Genomic DNA, 19,719 nt, shown 5'->3' with positions numbered 1-19,719 from the left:
CTTCACCCGCCTTCGATCTTCGCCTGAGACGCTCATCATCGGTACTCACTGAGCCTGGGCCACAACCCCAACGCCACCGCGATCGCGGCCATCACGGACAGCACCGCCGCCCCGACCGTGGCGCCCGACAGCACCCGCCTGGCGTTGAGGATGTCGCTGCGCAGCTGCTCGCGGCTCTGGGCGATGCCCTTGTTCAGCGCCTCGTCGAGCCGGTCGAAGGCGGGCGTCGAGTCGTCCTCGCCCCGGCCGAGCGCGACCTGCGTCGCGGCCTGGTAGTTACCGACCGCGATGTAGGAGCTGATTCGGTCGTCGGCCGCACGCCAGCGCTGCAACAACTGCTCGGCGTCGGACAAATCCCCCTTGTCGATCGCGTCGTCGCGGCCGAGATATTCGGACAGCTCCTGCTGCATGGTGTCGATGCGCTGGTAATAGGACTGCTTGCGGACAATCTCGTCGCCGCGCCGGATCAGCGACAGCGTCTCGTCGGCCCGCGCCTGCTGCGCGGTGATCGCAAGGGTGGTGACGGTCTTGAGGGATTCCGCTGCGGTGTTCTTGGCGCTGCGGCTGTCGATCGTCGAGATCACCAGCGCGGTGAACACCCAGATCAACATGATCAGCACGGCCATCCCGCCTGCCACGAAGCCGATGTTCACGCGCCTGCGGGTCCTGCGGGCCAGCCAGCGGTTGGCGAACGCGCCGAACAACAGCGTGGCCAGCACGACGAGGATGACCGGCGCGGGGATGCGGGTCGACGCCGTCGTCTCCTTGTCCACCCGGGCCGAGGTTTCCTCGTAGAGCTTTTGGGCGTCGGGCAGGATCGTCCGTTGCATCAGCGACGACGCCTCCGACAGGTACGACGAGCCGACGGGGTTGCCCGCCCGGTTGTTTGTGCGCGCGGTCTCGACCAGCCCGGTGTACACCGCGAGGTTGGCGTTGATCCGGCCGAGAAGCTGGACCAGCGGCTCGTCGGTGAGCCCGCTCGATGCCCTGGTGACGGCGCTGGCGGCGTCGGTGATCGCCTGTTCGTAGCGCTGCCGGACGTCGCGCGGCTCTGCGCCCGCGATGAAGGCCGTCGCCGCGGCGGCGTCGGCGACCGACAGCGTGGTGTAGAGCTGCCCGGCCGCGAATGCCAGCGGCTCGGTGTGTTCGAGGACGGTGGTCAGCGCCTGCTGGCGGTCGTTGACGGTGGTCGAGGTGGCGTATGCGCTGGCGATCACCAACGCCGACAACACGACGCCGATGGTCAGGATTCGCCCGGGAGTCGTCCAAAGAAACCACCAGCGCGGATGCGCGGGTGTTGTCGGCGACCGCGACGCGAGTGGTTCGGTCGACGGATGCGCCAGCTCCACAGTCACGGGTGCCCGGACCTCATCTTTTCGGCTCTTTCCGGCTTCTGTTCTGACCTGCTTCCAAATCTATAAAAGAATTCTAAGAGTTATTCGAGTGACGTGTGGGCATTCGCGGCCCACTGATTTGCCGCGTGTTCCCTAAGCTGAACGGGTGCGTGGCGACGGCGACGGCTGGGTGGTGTCCGACAGCGGCACGCCCTACTGGGGCAAGCACGGCGCGGCTGGTCTGTTTCTCCGCGCGCCCTGTCCCGACGGATCGGCCGCCGTGCTCCTGCAACACCGCGCGCCGTGGAGTCATCAGGGCGGCACCTGGGGTCTGCCCGGCGGGGCCCGCGACAGCCATGAAAGCGCCGAAGAGGCAGCGCTGCGCGAGGCTCATGAGGAGGCGGGCCTTGATGCAGGCAGGCTGGTTGTGCGCACGATCGAGGTCACCGCGACCGTGACCGCGAGCGGCAGCCAATGGACGTACACCACCGTGATCGCAGACGCCCCCGAACAGCTCGAGACCGTGCCCAACCGGGAGAGTGCCGAGCTGCGTTGGGTGGCCGAGGACGACATCGAGGCGCTGCCTCTGCACCCCGGGTTCGCGAACAGCTGGCAGCGGCTGCGCGAGGTCGCGGCGGCTATTCCGCTGCTACAAGCCGAGCTTTGAGCCGGCTCGCCGCCGCCTGCGGGTCGTCGGCGGCCGTGATGGCCCGCACCACGACGATGCGGCGCGCACCCGCGTCGAGCACCTCAGGCAGCCGCTCTTCGTCGATGCCACCGATCGCGAACCAGGGCTTGGCCGGACCCGATTCGGCGGCAATGCGGACCAGGCCGAGGCCGGGCGCCGTTCTGCCGGGTTTGGTCGGGGTGGGCCAGCAGGGGCCGACGCAGAAGTAGTCGACGGGTTCGGCGACCGCGGCGGCGACTTGCTGTGGGTCGTGGGTGGAGCGGCCGATCAGCGTCTGCGGCCCGACGATGTCACGGGCGATCGGCAGCGGCAGGTCGTCCTGCCCCAGATGCAGCACGTCGGCTCGGGCGGCGCGGGCGATATCGGCGCGGTCGTTGACCGCAAGCAGCGCGTTGTGGCGGCGCGCGGCGTCTGCGAGCACCTCCAGCGCGGCGAGCTCGCCGCCGGCCTCCAACGGCCCGAACCGCTCCTCGCCTGCCGAACCCTTGTCGCGCAGCTGGATGATGTCGACCCCGCCCGCCAGCGCCGCATCGGCGAACGCGCCAAGATCACCGCGCTCGCGGCGGGCGTCGGTGCACAGATACAGCGACGCCGAAGCCAGCCGGGCCAGCCGGTCGGAAGGGTGATGCACACCCGCGAGAGTAATGTGGGACGTCGACACGGGAGTCCCGGGAACCGGGGACTGAGAGTGGGCACGCGCAACCTGCCCTTACCGTCGAACCTGCTCCGGGTCATGCCGGCGAAGGGAGGGGAATGCAGTCGATCGGATCGCTTGCCGTCGTCGGCGGCGGCGTCATCGGCCTATCCGTCGCGCGTCGCGCGGCGCTCGACGGTTGGTCCGTGGCTGTGCACCGGGGCAAGGACCCCGGTGCCTCGTGGGTCGCGGGCGGCATGCTCGCCCCGCACAGCGAGGGCTGGCCGCGGGAGGAGCGGCTGCTGCGGCTCGGCCTTGCATCGCTTGCGCTGTGGCACGGCGATTTCATGGACGGGCTGCCAGAAAGCGTGATCACGGCGCGCGAATCGCTGGTGGTCGCGGTCGACCGCGCCGACGTCGCCGACCTCAAGACGGTCGGGGAGTGGCTGGCGGCGCAGGGACATCCGGTGAACGTCACGGCTGCGGCCCGCGATGTCGAACCGCTTCTCGCCCAGGGCATTCGGCACGGCTTCGTGGCCGAGACCGAACTCGCCGTCGACAATCGGGCGGTGGTGGAGGCGCTGGATTCGCATTGTGAACGGCTCGGTGTGCTCATGTGCCCGCCGGTGGACGATCTCGCGGCGCTGGACGCCGACGTGCGGGTGATCGCCAACGGAATCGACGCGCCCACGTTGTGGCCGGGCCTGCCGATTCGGCCGGTCAAGGGTGAGGTGCTTCGGCTGCGCTGGCGAAAAGGTTGTATGCCGGTGCCGCAACGGGTGATTCGCGCCCGCGTGCACGGACGGCAGGTCTATCTGGTGCCACGACGCGACGGTGTCGTCGTTGGCGCCACCCAGTACGAGCACGGCCGCGACACCGCCCCCGCGGTGACCGGTGTGCGGGAACTGCTCGACGACGCCTGCGCGGTGATGCCCGCGCTCGGTGAGTACGAGCTGGCCGAATGTGCGGCGGGCCTGCGTCCGATGACACCCGACAACCTGCCCATCGTCGGCCGTCTCGACGACCGCACCCTGGTGGCGGCGGGGCACGGACGGTCCGGCTTCCTGTTGGCGCCGTGGACCGCGGAGGCGATCGCGGGCGAGCTCAACGGCGCTCCGCTACCGGAGGCCGAACTGGTGGAGGTTCGATGAAAGTCATCGTCAACGACAAGCCCGTCGAGGTGGACGACCAGGTGACCGTTGCCGGCCTGCTCGACCGACTCGGCTTCCCGGAGAAGGGCATTGCGGTCGCGGTGGATCAGACGGTGCTGCGGCGGTCGGACTGGCAGACCACATTGACCGACGGTGCGCGGCTGGAAGTGCTCACGGCGGTGCAGGGTGGCTGAGAAACTCACGATCGCGGGCCGCGAGTTCGGGTCTCGGCTGATCCTGGGCACCGGCGGAGCCGCCAACCTGGCCGTGCTGGAGGAGGCGCTGCTGGCGTCGGGAACCGAACTGACGACCGTCGCGATGCGCCGAGTGGATGCCGACGGCGGCACCGGCGTGCTCGACCTACTCAACCGGCTTAACATCACGCCGCTGCCCAACACGGCGGGATGCCGGGGGGCCGCAGAAGCCGTGATGACTGCGCAGCTGGCCCGTGAGGCGCTGCAGACCGACTGGGTCAAGCTCGAGGTGATCGCCGACGAGCGCACCCTGCTGCCCGACGCCGTCGAGCTGGTCCGCGCCGCAGAACAATTGGTGGACGACGGTTTCGTCGTGCTGCCGTATACGAACGACGATCCGGTGCTGGCCCGCCGGCTGGAGGACACCGGCTGTGCTGCCGTGATGCCGCTGGGTTCGCCGATCGGGACCGGCCTTGGCATCGCCAACCCGCACAACATCGAGATGATCGTCGAGCAGGCGGGCGTCCCGGTGATCCTCGACGCGGGAATCGGGACCGCAAGCGATGCGGCGCAGGCGATGGAATTGGGCTGTGCCGCCGTGCTTCTCGCCACCGCGGTGACCAGGGCCGCCGACCCACCGCTGATGGCCGCCGCGATGGCCGCCGCGGTCACCGCCGGTTACCTCGCGCGTCAGGCGGGCCGGATCCCGAAGCGGTTCTGGGCGCAGCCGTCCAGTCCGTCGCTGTGACGAAAAGATATGTCGCGCTGGGTAGTTCGATGGCTGCCGGCCCCGGCATCCCACCGCGCGACAAGGATGCGCCGTTGCGGGCAGCGCGCTCGGCGGCAAACTATCCGCACCTGGTGGCACGGCGACTCGGCCTCGACCTGGTCGATGTGACCTACTCCGGCGCCACCACCGCCGACGTGCTGACCGATCGGCAGAACGGCGAGCCGCCGCAGATCCATGCACTCGACGGCTCTGAGGAGCTTGTCACCGTCACGATCGGCGGCAACGACGTCGGCTACGTGCCGCTGCTGACAGCGGCAGGCCTGCCGCGGGCGGTGCGGTCGGTGCCGGTGCTCGGTGGTCGCCTTCGGGAGCTGCTCGACCCGACCGCCCGCGACCGCGCGCTGGTGCAGGTCGGCGAGTCGCTGAAGGAAGTGGGCCACACGGTGCGGCGGCGGGCGCCGCAGGCCAGCGTGCTTTTCGTCGACTACCTGACGGTGTTGCCGCCCGCAGGAGAGGATGCCTCGCCGCTGACCGGTGTGGATGCCGCGCTCGGCCGTCGGGTCGCCGCCACGCTCGAGCGGCTCACGTCGGAAGCCGCCGCGGAGACCGGATGCAAAGTGGTGCGGGCATCCGATGCCAGCCGCGAACACCACGCGTGGTCGAAGGACCCTTGGACGACGAAACCGTCGCGGTTCGGACTGCCCATTCCCGGCAGGCCCTTCCCTGCACACCCCAACGGGGCGGGCATGCGCGCCGTGGCAGACCTGATCATCGAGCAAGTCGACGGGTTGTGAGTCTGACGACGTTTTTTGGCCACTTCCGTCGTCAGATTCACAATTGCCGCCTCGTGCGATCATGGTGGCGATGATCGAACTGGCCGGGCTTACCAAAGTATTTGGCGACACCCGCGCGGTCGACGACCTGACCTGCACCATCGAGCCGGGGGTGGTGACGGGGTTTCTCGGGCCCAACGGAGCAGGCAAGACCACGACCATGCGGATGATCCTCGGCCTGGATCGTCCGACCTCGGGCACCGCCACCATCGACGGCAAGCCCTACCGGGAGCTGACCGAACCGCTGCGGCACGTCGGTGCACTGCTCGACGCCAAGCAGACGCACCCCAACCGGTCGGTGCGGGCCCACCTGCGCTGGATCGCCGCCACTCAGCGGCTGCCGTCAGGCCGGATCGACGAGGTGCTCGACATGGTCGGGCTGGCCACGGTCGCGGCCAAGAAGGCAGGCACGCTTTCGCTGGGCATGAGCCAGCGGCTGGGCATCGCGGCCGCGCTCCTCGGCGACCCGCCGGTGCTTCTGTTCGACGAGCCGGTCAACGGGCTCGACCCCGAGGGCATCCGCTGGGTGCGCACGCTGATGCGGACACTCGCAGGCGAAGGCCGCACCGTCTTCGTGTCCAGCCATCTGCTCGCCGAGATGTCCAACACCGCAGACCGGCTGGTGGTGATCGGGCGCGGCAAGCTGATCGCGTCGACGACGGTCAGCGAGTTCGTCGGCCGCGCCGACACCGTGCGAGTGCGCAGCCCGCAGCTGGAACTGCTGCGCGGGGTGCTGTCCGATGCGGGTATCGGGGTCGATGACGACGCGGAAGCCTCGGCGCTGCTGGTGCGGGGGGCGGCCAGCGAGGTGGTCGGCGAGCTTGCCGCGCGCAACGGAATCACCCTGCACGAATTGACCTCACAGCAGGCGTCGCTCGAGGACGCGTACATGAAGCTCACCGACGACGCCGTGCAGTATCGGGCGGCGACATGAGTGTGGCGGCGGTGCTGAACGCCGAACGGATCAAGCTCACCACCACCCGTTCGCCGCTGTGGTCGGCGGTCGCGGTGGCGGTGCTGAGCCTCGGACTCGCCGCGATGCAGGCGTCGACCGTCTACGGTCCCCTCCCGCTGGAGCCGCAGAAGGCCGCCATGGGTGTCGCTGTCTTCGGGGTGCCGGTGCTGATGATCCTGTCGACGCTCACCGTCACCAACGAGTACCGCAACGGCGTGATCCGTACCACCTTCATGGCGGTGCCGAATCGGTCCATGGTGCTAGTAGCGAAAGCGATTGTGGCAGGCGCATTTTCCAGCTTCTATGCCGCGGTGATGGTGGTGGTCTCGATCGTGGTGGCGGACTCGGACTTCGACTGGCGGCTTGTCGGCGCGATTGCGCTGTACGCGGCGCTTGCCGCCGTTCTCGGCGTCGCCGTCGGCGCACTGCTGCGGGCCTCAGCGGGCGCCGTTGCGCTGTTGTTGCTGTGGCCGCTGGTGGCCGAGCCCCTGCTCGGGAACCTGCCCAACATCAGCACGGCGGTCGGCCCGTACCTTCCGTTCGGTAACGCCTTCAGGTCCATCGACGTGCAGTGGCTCTACCCGTACTACGCGATGCCGTGGGGACAGCTCGGATCGATCATCTACTTCGCAGCCGTGGTCGCGGTCGTGTTCGTCGCGGCGCTGGTCACCGTCAACCGCCGGGACGCATGAGCGGAGTCGAAGCAGAGAGTGTGCCACCGGCTAACGTGGGTGCTATGGGTCGTAAATCGCGTGGGGTGTTGGCTGCGCTCGCGGCCGTCGTCATCGTGGCTGCGTTCGGTGGCTGCGGCGACAAGCCCGCGAAGGAGGCCGCCAACCCGCCGTCTTCGCCCGCGGCGTCTGGCGCGGCCACCGATTTCGCATCGAAACTGCGCGATCGGGTCAAGGCCGACGCGATGATGGCGCACCTGCAGGAACTTCAGGAGATCGCCGACGCGCACGACGGAAACCGTGCGCTCGGCACAGCCGGCTACGACGCGAGCGTCGACTATGTGGCGAAGATGCTGCGCGACAAGGGCTTCGATGTCCAGACACCCGAGTTCGAGGTGCGACTGCCGTTCGCAGAGGATCCCCGGCTGACCGTCGGCGGCGCGTCGATCGAGGCCAAGCCGCTGCAGTTCACCATCGGCACCCCGCAGCGGGGTGTCTCTGGTCCGCTGGTCGCGGCCCGCGTCGAGGACACGCCTGGCTGCACGGCGTCGGACTACGACGGGCTGCCCGTGGCGGGCGCGTTGGTGCTGGTTGATCGCGGCTCCTGCCAGTTCTCGCAGAAGCAGGCCGCGGCAGCCGAGCGCGGCGCGGTCGCGCTGATCGTCGCCAACAACGACGAAGGCGACGAGATGGGCGGCACGCTCGGCGAGGATTCGAACCCCAAGATCCCTGTCGTCAGCATCACCAATGCCTCGGGTGAGCGGCTGCGCGCCGCGCCGGGTGAGAGCACCCTCGTTCTCGACGCCGGGGTGCGCGTCGAGAAGAGCCGCAATGTGATCGCGCAGACGAAGACCGGCTCTACCGCCGACGTGGTGATGGTCGGCGCCCACCTGGACAGCGTGCCGGAGGGTCCCGGCATCAACGACAACGGGTCAGGTGTGGCCGCCGTGCTGGAGACCGCGCTGCAGCTTGGCCCGTCGCCTGCTGTGCAGAACGCGGTGCGGTTCGGCTTCTGGGGCGCAGAGGAGCTCGGGCTGAAGGGTTCGAACAACTATGTCCAGTCGCTGAATGTGGACCAGCTCAAGGACATCGCGCTGTACCTGAACTTCGACATGCTCGGCTCGCCGAACCCCGGCTATTTCACCTACGACGGTGACCAGTCGGTACCGCCGAACCCCAGAGACCCCAACCCGCGTGTCCCGGAGGGGTCGGCGGGCATCGAACGCGACTTCGTCGCGTACCTCAAGGAAGTGGGTAAGACGGCGCAGGACACCGGGTTCGACGGCCGCTCCGACTACGACGGGTTCACGTTGGCGGGAGTTCCCGCCGGCGGCCTGTACTCCGGCGCCGAGGAGAAGATGACCAGGCAGCAGGCAGAGCTGTGGGACGGCAAGGCCGACGAGCCGTTCGATCCGAACTACCACAAGAAGTCAGACACTCTGGACCACGTCGATCGAGACGCGCTGGCAATCAACGGCGCCGGGGTCGGCTATGTCGTCGGCATCTACGCACAGGATCAACGCGGCCGCAACGGCGTTCCGGTTCGCGAGGACCGCACCCGCCACGTGCTCGCGAAGTCGTGAAGGCGCGGCTGTTAGTCGGCGCGGCAGTCGTGGTCGCCCTGCTGCTCGGCGGCTGTTCGTCGGCGCCGCAACCGGCAGTCGACCTCGCGCGCGATCTGGCGGATCGGGTCGGCGTCGACGGCATGTACGTCCACCTGCGCAAGCTCGAGGAGATCGCCGACGCCAACAACCGGTCCCGCGCGGACGGCACATCCGGCTACGACGCCAGCGTCGACTACGTCGCACAGACGCTGCGGGACAAGGGTTTCGACGTTGAAACGCCGGAATTCGAACGGCTCGGGGTGGCGTCGCCCGGTAGGCCGACGCTGACGGCATCGGGCCGCGACTACGCCGTCGACCAGGCGTCGCTGCTGACGCCGACCCGGGCAGGGGGGTTGAGGGCGCCCACCCAGCGTCCGCAGAAACCCGCGGGTTGCGCTGCAGCCGATTACGGCACGAAGCGCATGACGAACGCCATCGCCGTGGTCGACGACACGGGATGCTCGATCGTCGACAAGCAGAATGTCGCTGTCGCAGAGGGTGCGCTCGGGCTTCTCGTCGTCAGCAACCCCGGTGCATCCGGTAGCCCGAGAGGCTTGTTCACACCGGGCTACTACCGGGCGCTCAAGGTGCCGGTCGGGGTGATCGACGCCGACGCCGACGCCGCGCTGCGCCGCACCGATGCAGCCGTACTGCTCACGCTCGACGCCAAGGCTGCCATGGTGAAGTCAAAAAGCGTGGTAGCCCAGACCAAGACCGGCGACCAGGAGAACGTGGTGATGGCGGGTGCGCATCTGGACACCGTCGCAAGAAGTCCCGGCATCAACGACAACGGAACCGGGGTTGCGGCGCTGCTGGAAACCGCTGCGGCGCTGGGGTCGCGGCCGCAGATCGCCAACGCCGTGCGGTTCGGTTTCTGGGGTGCCCAGGAGGCCGTGCTGGACGGGTCGACGAAGTATGTCTCGAGCCTGGACCGCGACCACCTCAACGACATCGCCCTTTACCTCAACTTCGACATGCTTGGTTCGCCCAACGCGGGATTCTTCACCTACGACGGTGACCAGTCCGGCCAACCGAACCCAGCCGTCGCGGCCGATACCGTGCCCGCAGGCTCGGCAGGCATCGAACGCACGCTGGCCGGCTATTTGAACCTGGCCGGGATCCGGCCCGCCGACATGCCGCTTGGCAAGGCCAGCGACTACAGCCCGTTCCTGGACGCAGGCGTCCCGATCGGTGGCATGACAACCGGTGCGGCGCAGCGGAAAACGGAGGTGCAGGCGCGGCTGTGGGGCGGTATCGCAGGGGTGGCGTTCGACCGCAACTACCACCTCCCAGGCGACACGGTCGACAACGTCGACCGCGATGCGCTCGCTGTGACCGGTCCCGGTGTGGCCTTCGCCGTCGGTACTTACGCCACGTCGATCGACGGCGTCAACGGGGTGCCTAGCCGCGAGCAGCGCCGCCGGAATACGCCTTAGCGACCCGGCTGACGAACTGGTACACGCCGTCCTCGTCGGGGGCGAGCGGTCCTGGCCGCGCGTGCTGCGACGCCAGGCCGCGCTGCACCGACTCGCACGCGGCCCAGTCCTGACGGTTGGTCAGATCCCAGAAGTCGACCGCATAGGACGGATCGAAGCCCGGCTTCTCGGCGGCCTCCGTTGGGAACGCCCATGCGCATTCGACGTGGGTGCGGTCAACAGCCAATGGCGTCATGAGGTGAGTCATCACGTAGTCGGGGTGCAGGCTGACCAGCAGGTTGGGGTAGCCCACCACGTACATCACGGTGTGTAGCTCGTGCTCGGAGAGCCCCTTGATCGCGACACCGCCGCTGGCCCCGGTCAGCGACATCGTTTCGGCGCCTTCGATGATCGACATCCAGCCGCCCATCCAGGAGCCAGCCGTGGCCAGGTTCTCGCCGCTGGTGGGTGGGCTGATCCGGGACAGCTCGGGGTGGATCGTCGAGCAGTGGTAGCACTCCTGATAGTTCTCGGCGATGACCTTCCAGTTGGTCTCCAGCTCGTAGGAATGCCGGTCCACGACAACGAGGTCCTCCGGCCGATAGGGGGCGACGACGTCCTCCCACCCCGCGACGTGCTCAGCGAAGTCAGCGTCCTCGCCGCTTGGGTCGACGAACAGCCAGCCGTGCCAGTTCACCAGCCGCAGCTCGGCCAGCCCGAACTCGTCGGGTTGGAAACCCTCGACTTTCGAGAAGTGCGGCGCGTTGCGCAGGCTGCCGTCCAGCCGATACGACCAGGAGTGGTACGGACAAACGATGCTGCGTCCCCTTGTGGTCGCGTTACAGGCCAACAGTTCGTGGCCGCGGTGGCGGCAGGTGTTGGCGAACGCGCGGACGGTGTCTTCGCCGCGGACAAGCAGTACCGCGTTGGCGCCGGTGCCGACGGCCTTCTGGGCGCCGACCGCGGCCAGATCGGATGCGTGGCCGACGCAGGTCCATCCGGAGAAGATGTGCTGCTGCTCCCAGGCGAAGACGGCGGGGTCGACATAGGCTTCGCGCGGCAGCATCCGGGACTGGCCGAACGGGGCCATTGCCGCGGCGACGCCGTCGGCGGGGAGAGGAGCCGGAGGATGCTGTTTGAACATACAGTCAGACTAGTCTGCGAGACCCCTACCGGTCTACCGGGACTGGGTGGTCAGAGAAGTTTCTCCAGCGTGATCGGCAGGTCGGTGACGCGTTTCCCCGTTGCGTTGAACACGCCGTTGGCGATCGCCGCGGGGACTCCGACGATCACCAGCTCGCCGAGACCCTTGACGCCGAGGGGGTCGGCGATCTTGTCCTCGGCGGGCAGAAACGCTGCATCGAGGGCGGGTATGTCGGCGTTGACCGGCACCAGGTAGTCGGACATGTTCGCGTTGACGATCCGCCCGTCCCGGTAATCCAGGTGGGTGCCCTCGAGCAGCGCCATGCTTATCCCGCCGACCATGCCGCCGATCGCCTGGCTGTGCGCCAGTTTCGGATTGATGATTCGGCCGGCGTCGTAGCACGCGTAGACGCGCCGGATGCGAACGGTGCCTAGCAGTTCGTCCACGGCGACCTCGGCGAACACCGCTCCGTACGCGGACATCGAGAAGCGCTGATCTGCGTCATCGGGTGTCCAGGTCTTTTGTGTGTCAAGGGTTTTCCAACCCCGGCGGCGCAGCAGGTCCTGGTAAGTCTCACCGCGCGCGGGCTGTGAGGTCACAAACATCCGTCCGTCTGCGACCGAGACCTGGCCCGGCCTTGTGCCGTTCAGCGGCGAGCCGGGGTCGACGACCGCGGTCCGGATGAAGCGGTCGCGGAGCATATCGGCAGCCGTCAGGACCGCCGAGCCGACACTTGCCATGGTCCGTGAGCCCGAGTGCGACGGCGCCTTCGGAAAGTTGCTGTCGCCCAACGAGAAGCGCACCTTGGCGATTGGCAGGCCGAGGGCGTCGGCCGCCACCTGCGTCATCGAGGTGTAGGTCCCTGGCCCCATGTCGCTTGTCCCGCTCTGCACCTCGGCGATGCCGTCGGCGTTGATGCGTGCGATCGCGGCGCACTCGCTGCGGCTGGTGTGATAAGCCGCGGCGGCGACGCCGATACCAACCAGTTCGTCGCCGTCGCGCACCGATCGCGGCGTGGGGTTTCGCCTCGACCAGCCGAACGTCGCAGCGCCCTCGCGAAGGCAGTCGGTGAGCCTGCGGGTGGAGAACGGCAGGTCTTCTGAGAAGTCGCGCGTGGGTTCATTGCGCAATCGCAGCTCGATGGGGTCCATCGCCAGCCGGTGGGCGAGGTCGTCCATCGCGCACTCGAGCGCGAACGCGCCCGTCGTCGCACCCGGGCCGCGCATATAGGTGGGCGGGTTGATGTCCAGCGGCACAAGGCGATACGTCGACCGCATGTTCGGTGCGCGGTAGACGAACCTGGCACCGGTCATCAGGTTGTCCTCATAGGGGTCATAGCGCGAGGTTTCGGTGTGCGCCTCGTGCACGATGGAGCCGATGCGTCCATCGGGCTCTGCGCCGATTGCCATCCGCTGCCTGCTGGTCGGTCGGAACCCGACGCCGCTGTAGTACTGCCTTCGGGTGAGCATCAGTTTCACCGGCCTGCGAATCTGCCGCGCCGCGAAGGCCGCCAGCAGCTGATGCGGCCACGTCGTGCCCGCACTGCCGAACGCCCCGCCGACGAACGGCGAGATGACCCGAACGCTGTCAACCGGAACACCCAATGCGTCCGCGTACGCCTCCTGCGCCGAGCTGATGCTCTGCACCTTGTCCCACACGGTGAGCCGGTCGCCGTCCCAGCGGGCGACGGTAGCCGGGATCTCCATCGGATTGTGGTTGTTGCGCTCGATGGAGTAGCGCAGATCTGTGACGACCGCAGCGGTGCGCAGTGCCCCGTCTGCGTCGCCGCGGGCGTAGTCTTCCGTTCTTTTGCCCGGTACCCGTTCTGACTGCGGCGCATCGATGTTCGTCAGCTGCGGTGCACCCCGGTACCGCACATTGACCAGTGAGGCACCGTGGTTGGCGGCCTCAAGGTCGGTCGCCACCACCAAGGCGACGGGCTGCCCGAAGCAGGACACCTGCCGGATGTCGTAGGGCAGCGTCAGCCCGCCGAAGTCGGTGAGCACGCGCAACACGCCGGGATGCCGGACCGCTGCCGCCGGGTCGATCCTGTCGACGGCGCCGCGGGCGACGGTGGCGGTCACCAGCGCGGCGTACACCATGTCGTCGGCGGGATTGTCCGCCGCGTATCGCGCTTGGCCGGTGACCTTCAGCCTGCCGTCCACCCGGGTGACGGGCCGGCCGGTGACGAGCGCCGCGGGCAGGGGCCTCGTCACGGCATACCCGCCACGGTCACGAGCTGCCGCGCCACCGTGCGTTTGATCAGCTCCACCTTGAACCCGTTCTCCGACAGTGGTTTTGCACCGTCGGCGGCTCTAGCGGCCGCCGCGCGCCACGTTTCGGGAGTTGCGGGTCTGCCGGTGAGCGCCTTTTCGACGGCGGTCAGACGCCACGGCACGGTGCCGACGCCGCCCGCGGCCACGCGTGCGGTCTGGACCGTGCCCGCCGTGATGTCGAGTGCCACAGCTGCCGAGGCGATCGCGAACTCAAAGGATTCTCGGTCGCGAACCTTCAGGTAGCCGGACCGTCGGGACTCGGGATGTGCCGTCACCTCGACCGCGGCGATCAACGCGCCGGGATGCAGGTTGTGCTCCTTGTCGGGGGTGGCACCCGGCTGACGGAAGAAGTCGGCGATCGGAGTTGATCGCTCACCCTCGCGGGTTCGCGTGATCACCCGGGCGTCCAGAGCAACGAGCGCAACGGCCAGGTCCGATGGGTGAGTGGCCACGCAGGCATCGCTGGTGCCGAGGATCGCGTGCGTGCGGTTGCGTCCCTCGATCGCCGCGCATCCTGCGCCGGGACTGCGCCGATTGCACGATGCCGACACATCCCGGAAGTACAGGCAACGGGGGCGTTGCATGAGGTTGCCGCCGATCGACGCCATATTGCGCAGCTGGGCGGACGCGGACAGGTCCAGCGCCTCGGCGATCACCGGAAACTGTTGCCGGACACCGGGATGGGCGGCGACCTCGGACATGCGTGCGAGCGCTCCGATGCGCAGCCGTGCCGGTTTGAGATCGATATCGCGGTAGGGCAGCGCGTTGATATCGACCACCGCGTCGGGCCGCTCCACCGTCTCGCGCATCAGGTCGACCAGCGTGGTGCCGCCCGCGATGTAGCGGGCGCCGGATGCGCCCGCGCGCAGTGCCGATGCCTCATCGGACGCCTTGGTGAACCGGAACGGGTACACGCGCGCTTTCAGGCCCGCGCCGTGTTGGCGACCGCGGTGACGATGTTGGTGTATGCGCCGCACCGGCAGATGTTGCCGCTCATCTGTTCGCGGATCTCGGCAGGCGAGCCTGTGTGGCCTTCGATGATGCACCCGACGCCGGACATGATCTGGCCCGACGTGCAGTACCCGCACTGGAACGCGTCCTCGTCGATGAACGCCTGCTGCAGCGGGTGCAGCCGACCGTTGCGTGCCAGCCCCTCGATGGTGGTGATCTCCGCGCCGTCGTGCATCACCGCAAGGGTCAGGCAGGAATTGATCCGGCTACCGTTCACCAGGATCGTGCACGCACCGCATGCGCCCTGGTCGCAACCCTTCTTCGTGCCGGTCAGCCCCGCGCGTTCACGAAGCATGTCCAACAGCGAGGTGCGGTTGTCGACGCTGATCTCGCGGGTTTCACCGTTGATACGGAGCCGCACGGTCGACGACTGCCCGGTGTCGTGTTCACCCTCGCCGCAACCGGCCACGAGTGGCGGCGTCGCGACCACCCCGCCGACCGCGATGGACGCACCAACGAATGTTCTTCGGTTGATCTCGGGCACTTCACCCAGGGTAGGCAGCCACCCTGTGAAGTGGCTATTACGCCTCTCCGGTGAAGCCGCCGATCCCGCTGTCGGCGGTGCTGTCGCCGCGTGTCATGCGCCGGTACACCAGGAAGCCGACGACGACGGCGGCCAGCGCGGCGAACAGCAACAGGCTGGCAAGCGCGTTGAGCGCCGGTGTCGGCGCGGCGCGGGCGGTGTTGTAGATCTTGACCGACACCGGCTCGGTGGAGGCGTCGCCGGACAGGTACCGCACAAGGACGAAGTCGTCGATGACATCGGCGAACACCAGCACGGTGCTCGCGAAGATCGCAGGCACCAGCATCGGCACGATGATCCGGCGCAGCGCGGCAAGCGGCGACGCGCCCAGATCCATTGCGGCTTCTTCGTATTGAGGTCCGATGGTGGCCAGTCGGGCGCGCACGAGCACCGCAGGATAGGACACCTGGAAGGTGACAAGGCCGATCACCTGCGCGGTGGTGCCGAGCTGGATCGGGACGGCCACGGTGGTGATCACGAACAGCAACGCGACGGCGAGCAGCACCTCCGGCAACACGAACGACAACAGCATCAGGAAGTTGGCGCCCGCGGGCAACCTGCCCCGCCAGCGGTCGATCCCGATGGCGAACAACGTGCCGAGGGGAACGGTGATCAGCGTCGCGATCACGCCCAGCTTCAGCGTCTGCAGCAGCGCGGTGTGCAAAGCCTCGTTGTGCCACACCGACAGCGTCTGATCGCCCCAGTACCAACGGAACGAAAAGCCTTGCCACGTCGTGCGCGACTTGCCGTCGTTGAATGAGTAGGCCACCGCGATGAGGACCGGCAGCAGCGACCAGACCAGATAGCCGATGGTGATGGCGATGAGGAACCGCGGCGGCCGCCACGGGTTGTTCCACCACGCCAGCGGGCCCTTCACGTCGACACCTCGTCAGGTCGCGAGGTCACCCGGATGTAGTAGAGCATCGGAATCAGCGCGGCGATGAACACCAGCATGACGAACGCGCCCGCCTGTCCCGTTTGTCCTGGCGATTGGACGCTGTCGTTGATCAGGTTCCCGACCATCGTGGTCTTCGGCGACGCCGACAGCATGTCGCTGGTGAAGTAGTCGCCCAGCATCGGCAGACACGTCAGCAGCACCGCTGCGACGATCGTCGGCCGACACAGGGGCAACGTCACCCGCCAGAACGACGAAAGCCGTGCGGCGCCAAGGTCTCGCGATGCCTCGAGCATCGGCTGGGAAAGCCGGTCGAGGCCCGCGTAGAGCGGCAGAATCATGTAGGGCACATAGCCGTACGCCAGCCCGAGCACCACTACCGCGGGCTGGCCGGTCAGCCATTTCACGTCGGGATGGAGCAAGCCGCCGAAGCTGAGCACCTTGTTGAACAGGCCGTCGTCCTGTAAAAGGTTGACCCATGCGAACATTCGCATCATGTAGCTGATCCAGAACGGCGCGATGAGCAACGCCAGCAGCAGGCCCTTGCGCTTACCGGACAGCCGGGCCACGTAGTACGAGACCGGGAACGCGATCAGCAGGCACAGGCAACTCGCGACGAACACGTAGATGAAGGTGCGCAGTATCGCAGGCCCGTAGACGCCGTTTTCGCCGACGATGTGCGTGAGCACGTAGTTGAACTGGGTCGGGTCCCATTGCAGTGGATTCCACACCGGGATCGGCGTGCGGAACAGCGGGTCGATCTGGCCGAAAACGATGCACAGCACCACGTACAGCGGAAAGATGAAAAACGCTGCCAGCCAGAAGATTCCGGGGGCCGCCAACAATGACCAGAGTCGGGTTCGGCGCTCGCGGGGCGGTGGGTGCGCCCGCGATGGTGGGGTGACAACCGGGACCGCCACGACAGGCTATGACCCGCCGGCGTTGAACGCCTGCCACACCTTCTGCCACGCGTCCTGGTTTGCCGCGTCCAGCTCGAGCAGCCGGTAACCGGCGTCGAAGTATTCCGGCTTGACGATGGCGGTGCGCAGGTTCTCGGGGATGAACTCCTCTGCCACAAGCGAATCCGCAGTGATCGAGTTCTGCGGTGGCTGGTAGCCGATGGCGGTGAAGTTCTGCATGGCGACGTCCGGCGCCAACATGTGGTTGATGAACAGGTGGGCGAGCACCGGGTTCTTGCCGCTCTTGAGCACCACCATCAGATCGTTGTCGACCAGGCCCTTGCCGTCCGGCGGGAACCAGTACTGCAGGATGTCCGTCGAGGTGCCCTCGGGCAGGTACGACTGGGCGTTGATGATGTCGCCGGACCACATCTGCGAGACACCGAGTTGGCCCGCGGGCAGGTCGTTGTACATCGTGATGGTGACCTTCGGCGACGTCGCGGCGACCAATGCGTTGAGCTGGTCGCCGACCTTCTTCAGGTCGGCCTCGTTGCTGGTGTTCACGTCCGTGATGCCCTGCTGCAGAAGGACCATCGACATCGCGGTGTGCCAGTCGTCGATGACGGCGGTCTTGCCCTTGTACTGCGGATCCCACAGCACGTCATAGGGATTCTTCATCGCGGGGATGTCGGTCTTCACCTGGTCGTTGCGCCAGCCGATGCCCGTGGTGTAGATCGTGTACGGCACGGAGTAACGCCAATCCTGGTCGTACCAGGGGTTGGTGAACGTCGGCCAGACGTTCTTGATGTTCGTGATGTAGCTGTGGTTCAGCGGTTGCACGAGCTTGCCCGTCACCAGCCTGCTGATCTGGTCGTAGCTGGGGAAGTAGATGTCGTAGTTGACGCTGCCGCCGCGGATCTTGGTGATCGCCTCGTCGGTGTCGTTGAACGTCGAGATCTCGACCTTGACGCCGTAGCGGTCTTCGAATGCCTTGACCGCGTCCGGGCTGGTGTAGTCGGCGTAGGTGTAGAGCTGAAGGGTTGCGCCCTTCTCCGGCGCGAGCCCGTCGGCGATCGCCTTGTTGTCGTCGGCGATGTCCCACTTGACCGGGCTGTCCGGCGAGGCGAGCGTCAGCGTCGGCTGACCCGAGGACGGCCCCGACTTCGAGCACGCCGCAAGGAAGGCGCCGAGGGTCGGTGCAGAGGCGGCGAGAATCGCCGCTCGGGTCAGGAATTGTCGTCGGGTCGGACCGTGGCTGTGCGGTCCATTGGGCACTGGCATCCGGGGCCTCCCCGTTGATTTCGCGGCTTGTCGCTGGTAGGACTCTCGCATAGACTGAATGCTCAGTCAACCGTTGTGAAGTGGAGGTTCAACCGTGTCTTCGTCGTTGGTGGAAAGCCCTGTGGCCGACACCGTAGACAAACTGATTGCCGACGAAGAGCAGGTGTTCCTTCGCCGTCAGCCGCGCAGCTCGGAGCTCATCGCCGAGGCGCGCGTGCACCTTGCCGGAGGGGCGACTTCCAACTGGCAGATCGCCGAACCGCAGGCGGTCTGGATGAGCCACGGCCTTGGCTCGAAGGTGTATGACGTCGACGGCACCTCCTATGTCGACATGCACGGCGGCTACGGCGCCGCCATCGCCGGACACGCCCACCCGGCGATCGTCGCGGCGGTCAGCGATCGGGTAAGGCGCGGAACGCATTTCGCGCAGCCGACCGAAGACGCCATCTGGATCGCAGGCGAGCTGTCCCGCCGCTTCGAGCTGCCACTGTGGCGGTTCGCCAACTCCGGCACCGAAGCCACCATGGACGCCGTCCACCTGGCCCGCGCACTGACAGGACGCGACAGGATCATCAAGGTCGAGGGCTGCTATCACGGACACCACGACTCGGTGCAGGTCTCGGTGCTGCCGGAGGCCGACGAGGTCGGACCGCGGGAGCGGCCCAACGCGGTACCCGGTAACTCCGGCATTCCCTCCGCGATCCGCGATCTGGTCATCGTGGTGCCGTTCAACGACACCGGCGCGGTGGCCCGGGCACTCGCCGAGCACCGCGGGCAGGTGGCCGCGATGATTCTCGAGCCGGTGATGATGAACGCGGGCATCATCGCGCCCGACGACGGATATCTGGCCGTCATCCGCGACATGTTGCACGGCGAAGGCGCATTCCTGATTTACGACGAGGTGAAGACCGGGTTCACCACGGGACCGGGCGGCGTCACCGCCCGCAGTGGTGTGGTGCCCGACATGGTGTGTCTGGCCAAGGCACTGGGTGGCGGCATCTCGGTCGCGGCGATCGGCGGCACCGAGACCGTGATGTCGGCGATCGCCGACGGCCGCTACGAGCAGGTGGGCACCTTCAACGGCAACCCCCTTGCGATGGCGGCCACCAGGGCAACCCTCACCGACGTCCTCACGCCGAAGGCCTATGCGCACCTCGACGAGCTGGCGACCCGGCTGCGCGGCTCGCTGGAAGCCACCATCGCCACCTACGGTTTCGGCTGGCACGTCGTCACCGCAGGCGCGAAAGGATGTGTGACCTTCCGCCGCGAACCCGTGCGCGAATTCCGCGACTTCCTGCAAATCGACGCCAGGCTGGGCCACCTGCACTGGCTGATGCAGCACAATGGCGGGGTATTTCTCCCGCCATGGGGCAAGGTGGAGCAATGGCTGCTGTCGGTTCAGCACGACCGCGACGACGTCGATCGGTTCGCGGCCAACTTCGCCCGGTTCGCAGAAGCGGTCGCACCGTGATGGGCCGGCC

Annotated in this window: 19 protein-coding genes and 1 riboswitch; of the genes, 10 read left to right on the top strand and 9 right to left on the bottom strand. The window is 67.5% G+C overall.

What is annotated here, in order from left to right:
* Positions 1–35 precede the first annotated feature (35 nt).
* Entirely contained in the window at positions 36–1,355 is a 1,320-nt protein-coding gene (gene glnX / locus D6M19_RS20605; protein WP_123027110.1) for a protein kinase G-activating protein GlnX, read from the bottom strand.
* Positions 1,356–1,500: 145 nt separating this feature from the next.
* Here glnX and D6M19_RS20600 point away from each other — a divergent pair, with 145 nt between their 5' ends.
* Positions 1,501–2,001 carry an NUDIX hydrolase gene (locus D6M19_RS20600; RefSeq protein WP_123027109.1) on the top strand — a complete coding sequence of 167 codons (501 nt, stop codon included), beginning with the start codon at positions 1,501–1,503 and terminating at the stop codon, positions 1,999–2,001.
* Here D6M19_RS20600 and thiE read toward each other — a convergent pair.
* Positions 1,973–2,653 carry a thiamine phosphate synthase gene (gene thiE / locus D6M19_RS20595; protein ID WP_123027108.1) on the bottom strand — a complete coding sequence of 227 codons (681 nt, stop codon included), beginning with the start codon at positions 2,651–2,653 and terminating at the stop codon, positions 1,973–1,975. The genes D6M19_RS20600 and thiE overlap by 29 nt on opposite strands.
* An 18-nt stretch (positions 2,654–2,671) precedes the next feature.
* Positions 2,672–2,787: riboswitch (TPP riboswitch) on the top strand.
* Between thiE and thiO the strand changes: the two genes are divergently transcribed.
* The 8 genes from thiO (at position 2,776) to D6M19_RS20555 (ending at position 10,230) form a co-directional block, all read left to right on the top strand.
* Positions 2,776–3,807, top strand: coding sequence for a glycine oxidase ThiO (gene thiO / locus D6M19_RS20590; RefSeq protein ID WP_123027138.1), 1,032 nt, complete (start codon positions 2,776–2,778; stop codon positions 3,805–3,807). (Overlaps the previous riboswitch by 12 nt.)
* Positions 3,804–4,001 carry a sulfur carrier protein ThiS gene (gene thiS / locus D6M19_RS20585; RefSeq protein ID WP_123027107.1) on the top strand — a complete coding sequence of 66 codons (198 nt, stop codon included), beginning with the start codon at positions 3,804–3,806 and terminating at the stop codon, positions 3,999–4,001. Before thiO ends, thiS begins: the two co-directional genes overlap by 4 nt.
* Positions 3,994–4,749, top strand: a complete 756-nt coding sequence (gene thiG, locus D6M19_RS20580) for a thiazole synthase (protein WP_123027106.1) — start codon at positions 3,994–3,996, stop codon at positions 4,747–4,749. The genes thiS and thiG overlap by 8 nt, the downstream gene beginning before the upstream one ends.
* Positions 4,746–5,525 carry an SGNH/GDSL hydrolase family protein gene (locus D6M19_RS20575; RefSeq protein WP_268812324.1) on the top strand — a complete coding sequence of 260 codons (780 nt, stop codon included), beginning with the start codon at positions 4,746–4,748 and terminating at the stop codon, positions 5,523–5,525. Before thiG ends, D6M19_RS20575 begins: the two co-directional genes overlap by 4 nt.
* A gap of 70 nt (positions 5,526–5,595) precedes the next feature.
* On the top strand, positions 5,596–6,498 hold the full coding sequence (locus D6M19_RS20570; RefSeq protein ID WP_123027137.1) for an ABC transporter ATP-binding protein: 903 nt from the start codon (positions 5,596–5,598) through the stop codon (positions 6,496–6,498).
* On the top strand, positions 6,495–7,211 hold the full coding sequence (locus D6M19_RS20565; RefSeq protein ID WP_123027104.1) for an ABC transporter permease: 717 nt from the start codon (positions 6,495–6,497) through the stop codon (positions 7,209–7,211). The genes D6M19_RS20570 and D6M19_RS20565 overlap by 4 nt, the downstream gene beginning before the upstream one ends.
* Before the next feature lie 44 nt (positions 7,212–7,255).
* On the top strand, positions 7,256–8,773 hold the full coding sequence (locus D6M19_RS20560; protein WP_123027103.1) for a M28 family metallopeptidase: 1,518 nt from the start codon (positions 7,256–7,258) through the stop codon (positions 8,771–8,773).
* On the top strand, positions 8,770–10,230 hold the full coding sequence (locus D6M19_RS20555; protein WP_234834957.1) for a M28 family peptidase: 1,461 nt from the start codon (positions 8,770–8,772) through the stop codon (positions 10,228–10,230). Before D6M19_RS20560 ends, D6M19_RS20555 begins: the two co-directional genes overlap by 4 nt.
* Here the strand turns inward: D6M19_RS20555 and D6M19_RS20550 are convergent.
* From D6M19_RS20550 to D6M19_RS20520, 7 genes are all read right to left on the bottom strand, one after another.
* Positions 10,196–11,353, bottom strand: coding sequence for an aromatic ring-hydroxylating oxygenase subunit alpha (locus tag D6M19_RS20550; RefSeq protein WP_123027102.1), 1,158 nt, complete (start codon positions 11,351–11,353; stop codon positions 10,196–10,198). The genes D6M19_RS20555 and D6M19_RS20550 overlap by 35 nt on opposite strands.
* Positions 11,354–11,403: 50 nt before the next feature.
* Positions 11,404–13,569, bottom strand: a complete 2,166-nt coding sequence (locus tag D6M19_RS20545) for a xanthine dehydrogenase family protein molybdopterin-binding subunit (RefSeq protein ID WP_123027101.1) — start codon at positions 13,567–13,569, stop codon at positions 11,404–11,406.
* Positions 13,566–14,543, bottom strand: a complete 978-nt coding sequence (locus tag D6M19_RS20540; protein WP_123027100.1) for an FAD binding domain-containing protein — start codon at positions 14,541–14,543, stop codon at positions 13,566–13,568. The genes D6M19_RS20545 and D6M19_RS20540 overlap by 4 nt, the downstream gene beginning before the upstream one ends.
* Before the next feature lie 8 nt (positions 14,544–14,551).
* On the bottom strand, positions 14,552–15,115 hold the full coding sequence (locus D6M19_RS20535) for a (2Fe-2S)-binding protein (protein WP_164478599.1): 564 nt from the start codon (positions 15,113–15,115) through the stop codon (positions 14,552–14,554).
* Positions 15,116–15,161: 46 nt separating this feature from the next.
* A complete protein-coding gene (locus D6M19_RS20530) occupies positions 15,162–16,040 on the bottom strand; it encodes an ABC transporter permease (RefSeq protein ID WP_123027098.1) in 879 nt (292 codons plus the stop codon).
* The gene (locus D6M19_RS20525; RefSeq protein ID WP_234834956.1) at positions 16,037–16,900 is read right to left on the bottom strand and encodes an ABC transporter permease; all 864 of its coding nucleotides are present in this window, start codon (positions 16,898–16,900) and stop codon (positions 16,037–16,039) included. The genes D6M19_RS20530 and D6M19_RS20525 overlap by 4 nt, the downstream gene beginning before the upstream one ends.
* 84 nt (positions 16,901–16,984) lie before the next feature.
* A complete protein-coding gene (locus D6M19_RS20520; protein ID WP_123027096.1) occupies positions 16,985–18,238 on the bottom strand; it encodes a polyamine ABC transporter substrate-binding protein in 1,254 nt (417 codons plus the stop codon).
* Between the two features lie 94 nt (positions 18,239–18,332).
* Between D6M19_RS20520 and D6M19_RS20515 the strand changes: the two genes are divergently transcribed.
* Positions 18,333–19,709, top strand: a complete 1,377-nt coding sequence (locus tag D6M19_RS20515; RefSeq protein ID WP_123027095.1) for an aspartate aminotransferase family protein — start codon at positions 18,333–18,335, stop codon at positions 19,707–19,709.
* The last annotated feature ends 10 nt before the right edge of the window (positions 19,710–19,719 follow it).

Origin of the sequence: Mycolicibacterium stellerae, from assembly GCF_003719305.1 — a bacterium.
GTDB classification, from domain to species: Bacteria; Actinomycetota; Actinomycetes; order Mycobacteriales; family Mycobacteriaceae; genus Mycobacterium; species Mycobacterium stellerae.
This window is presented reverse-complemented; position numbering and strand designations above follow the sequence as displayed.

Excerpts from the sequence above, each read along its gene's own strand:
- thiO (WP_123027138.1), top strand. The coding sequence starts at position 2,776 with ATGCAGTCGATCGGATCGCTTGCCGTCGTCGGCGGCGGCGTCATCGGC.
- D6M19_RS20550 (WP_123027102.1), bottom strand. The coding sequence starts at position 11,353 with ATGTTCAAACAGCATCCTCCGGCTCCTCTCCCCGCCGACGGCGTCGCC.
- thiS (WP_123027107.1), top strand. The coding sequence starts at position 3,804 with ATGAAAGTCATCGTCAACGACAAGCCCGTCGAGGTGGACGACCAGGTG.
- D6M19_RS20570 (WP_123027137.1), top strand. The coding sequence starts at position 5,596 with ATGATCGAACTGGCCGGGCTTACCAAAGTATTTGGCGACACCCGCGCG.
- D6M19_RS20565 (WP_123027104.1), top strand. The coding sequence starts at position 6,495 with ATGAGTGTGGCGGCGGTGCTGAACGCCGAACGGATCAAGCTCACCACC.
- D6M19_RS20520 (WP_123027096.1), bottom strand. The coding sequence starts at position 18,238 with ATGCCAGTGCCCAATGGACCGCACAGCCACGGTCCGACCCGACGACAA.
- D6M19_RS20560 (WP_123027103.1), top strand. The coding sequence starts at position 7,256 with ATGGGTCGTAAATCGCGTGGGGTGTTGGCTGCGCTCGCGGCCGTCGTC.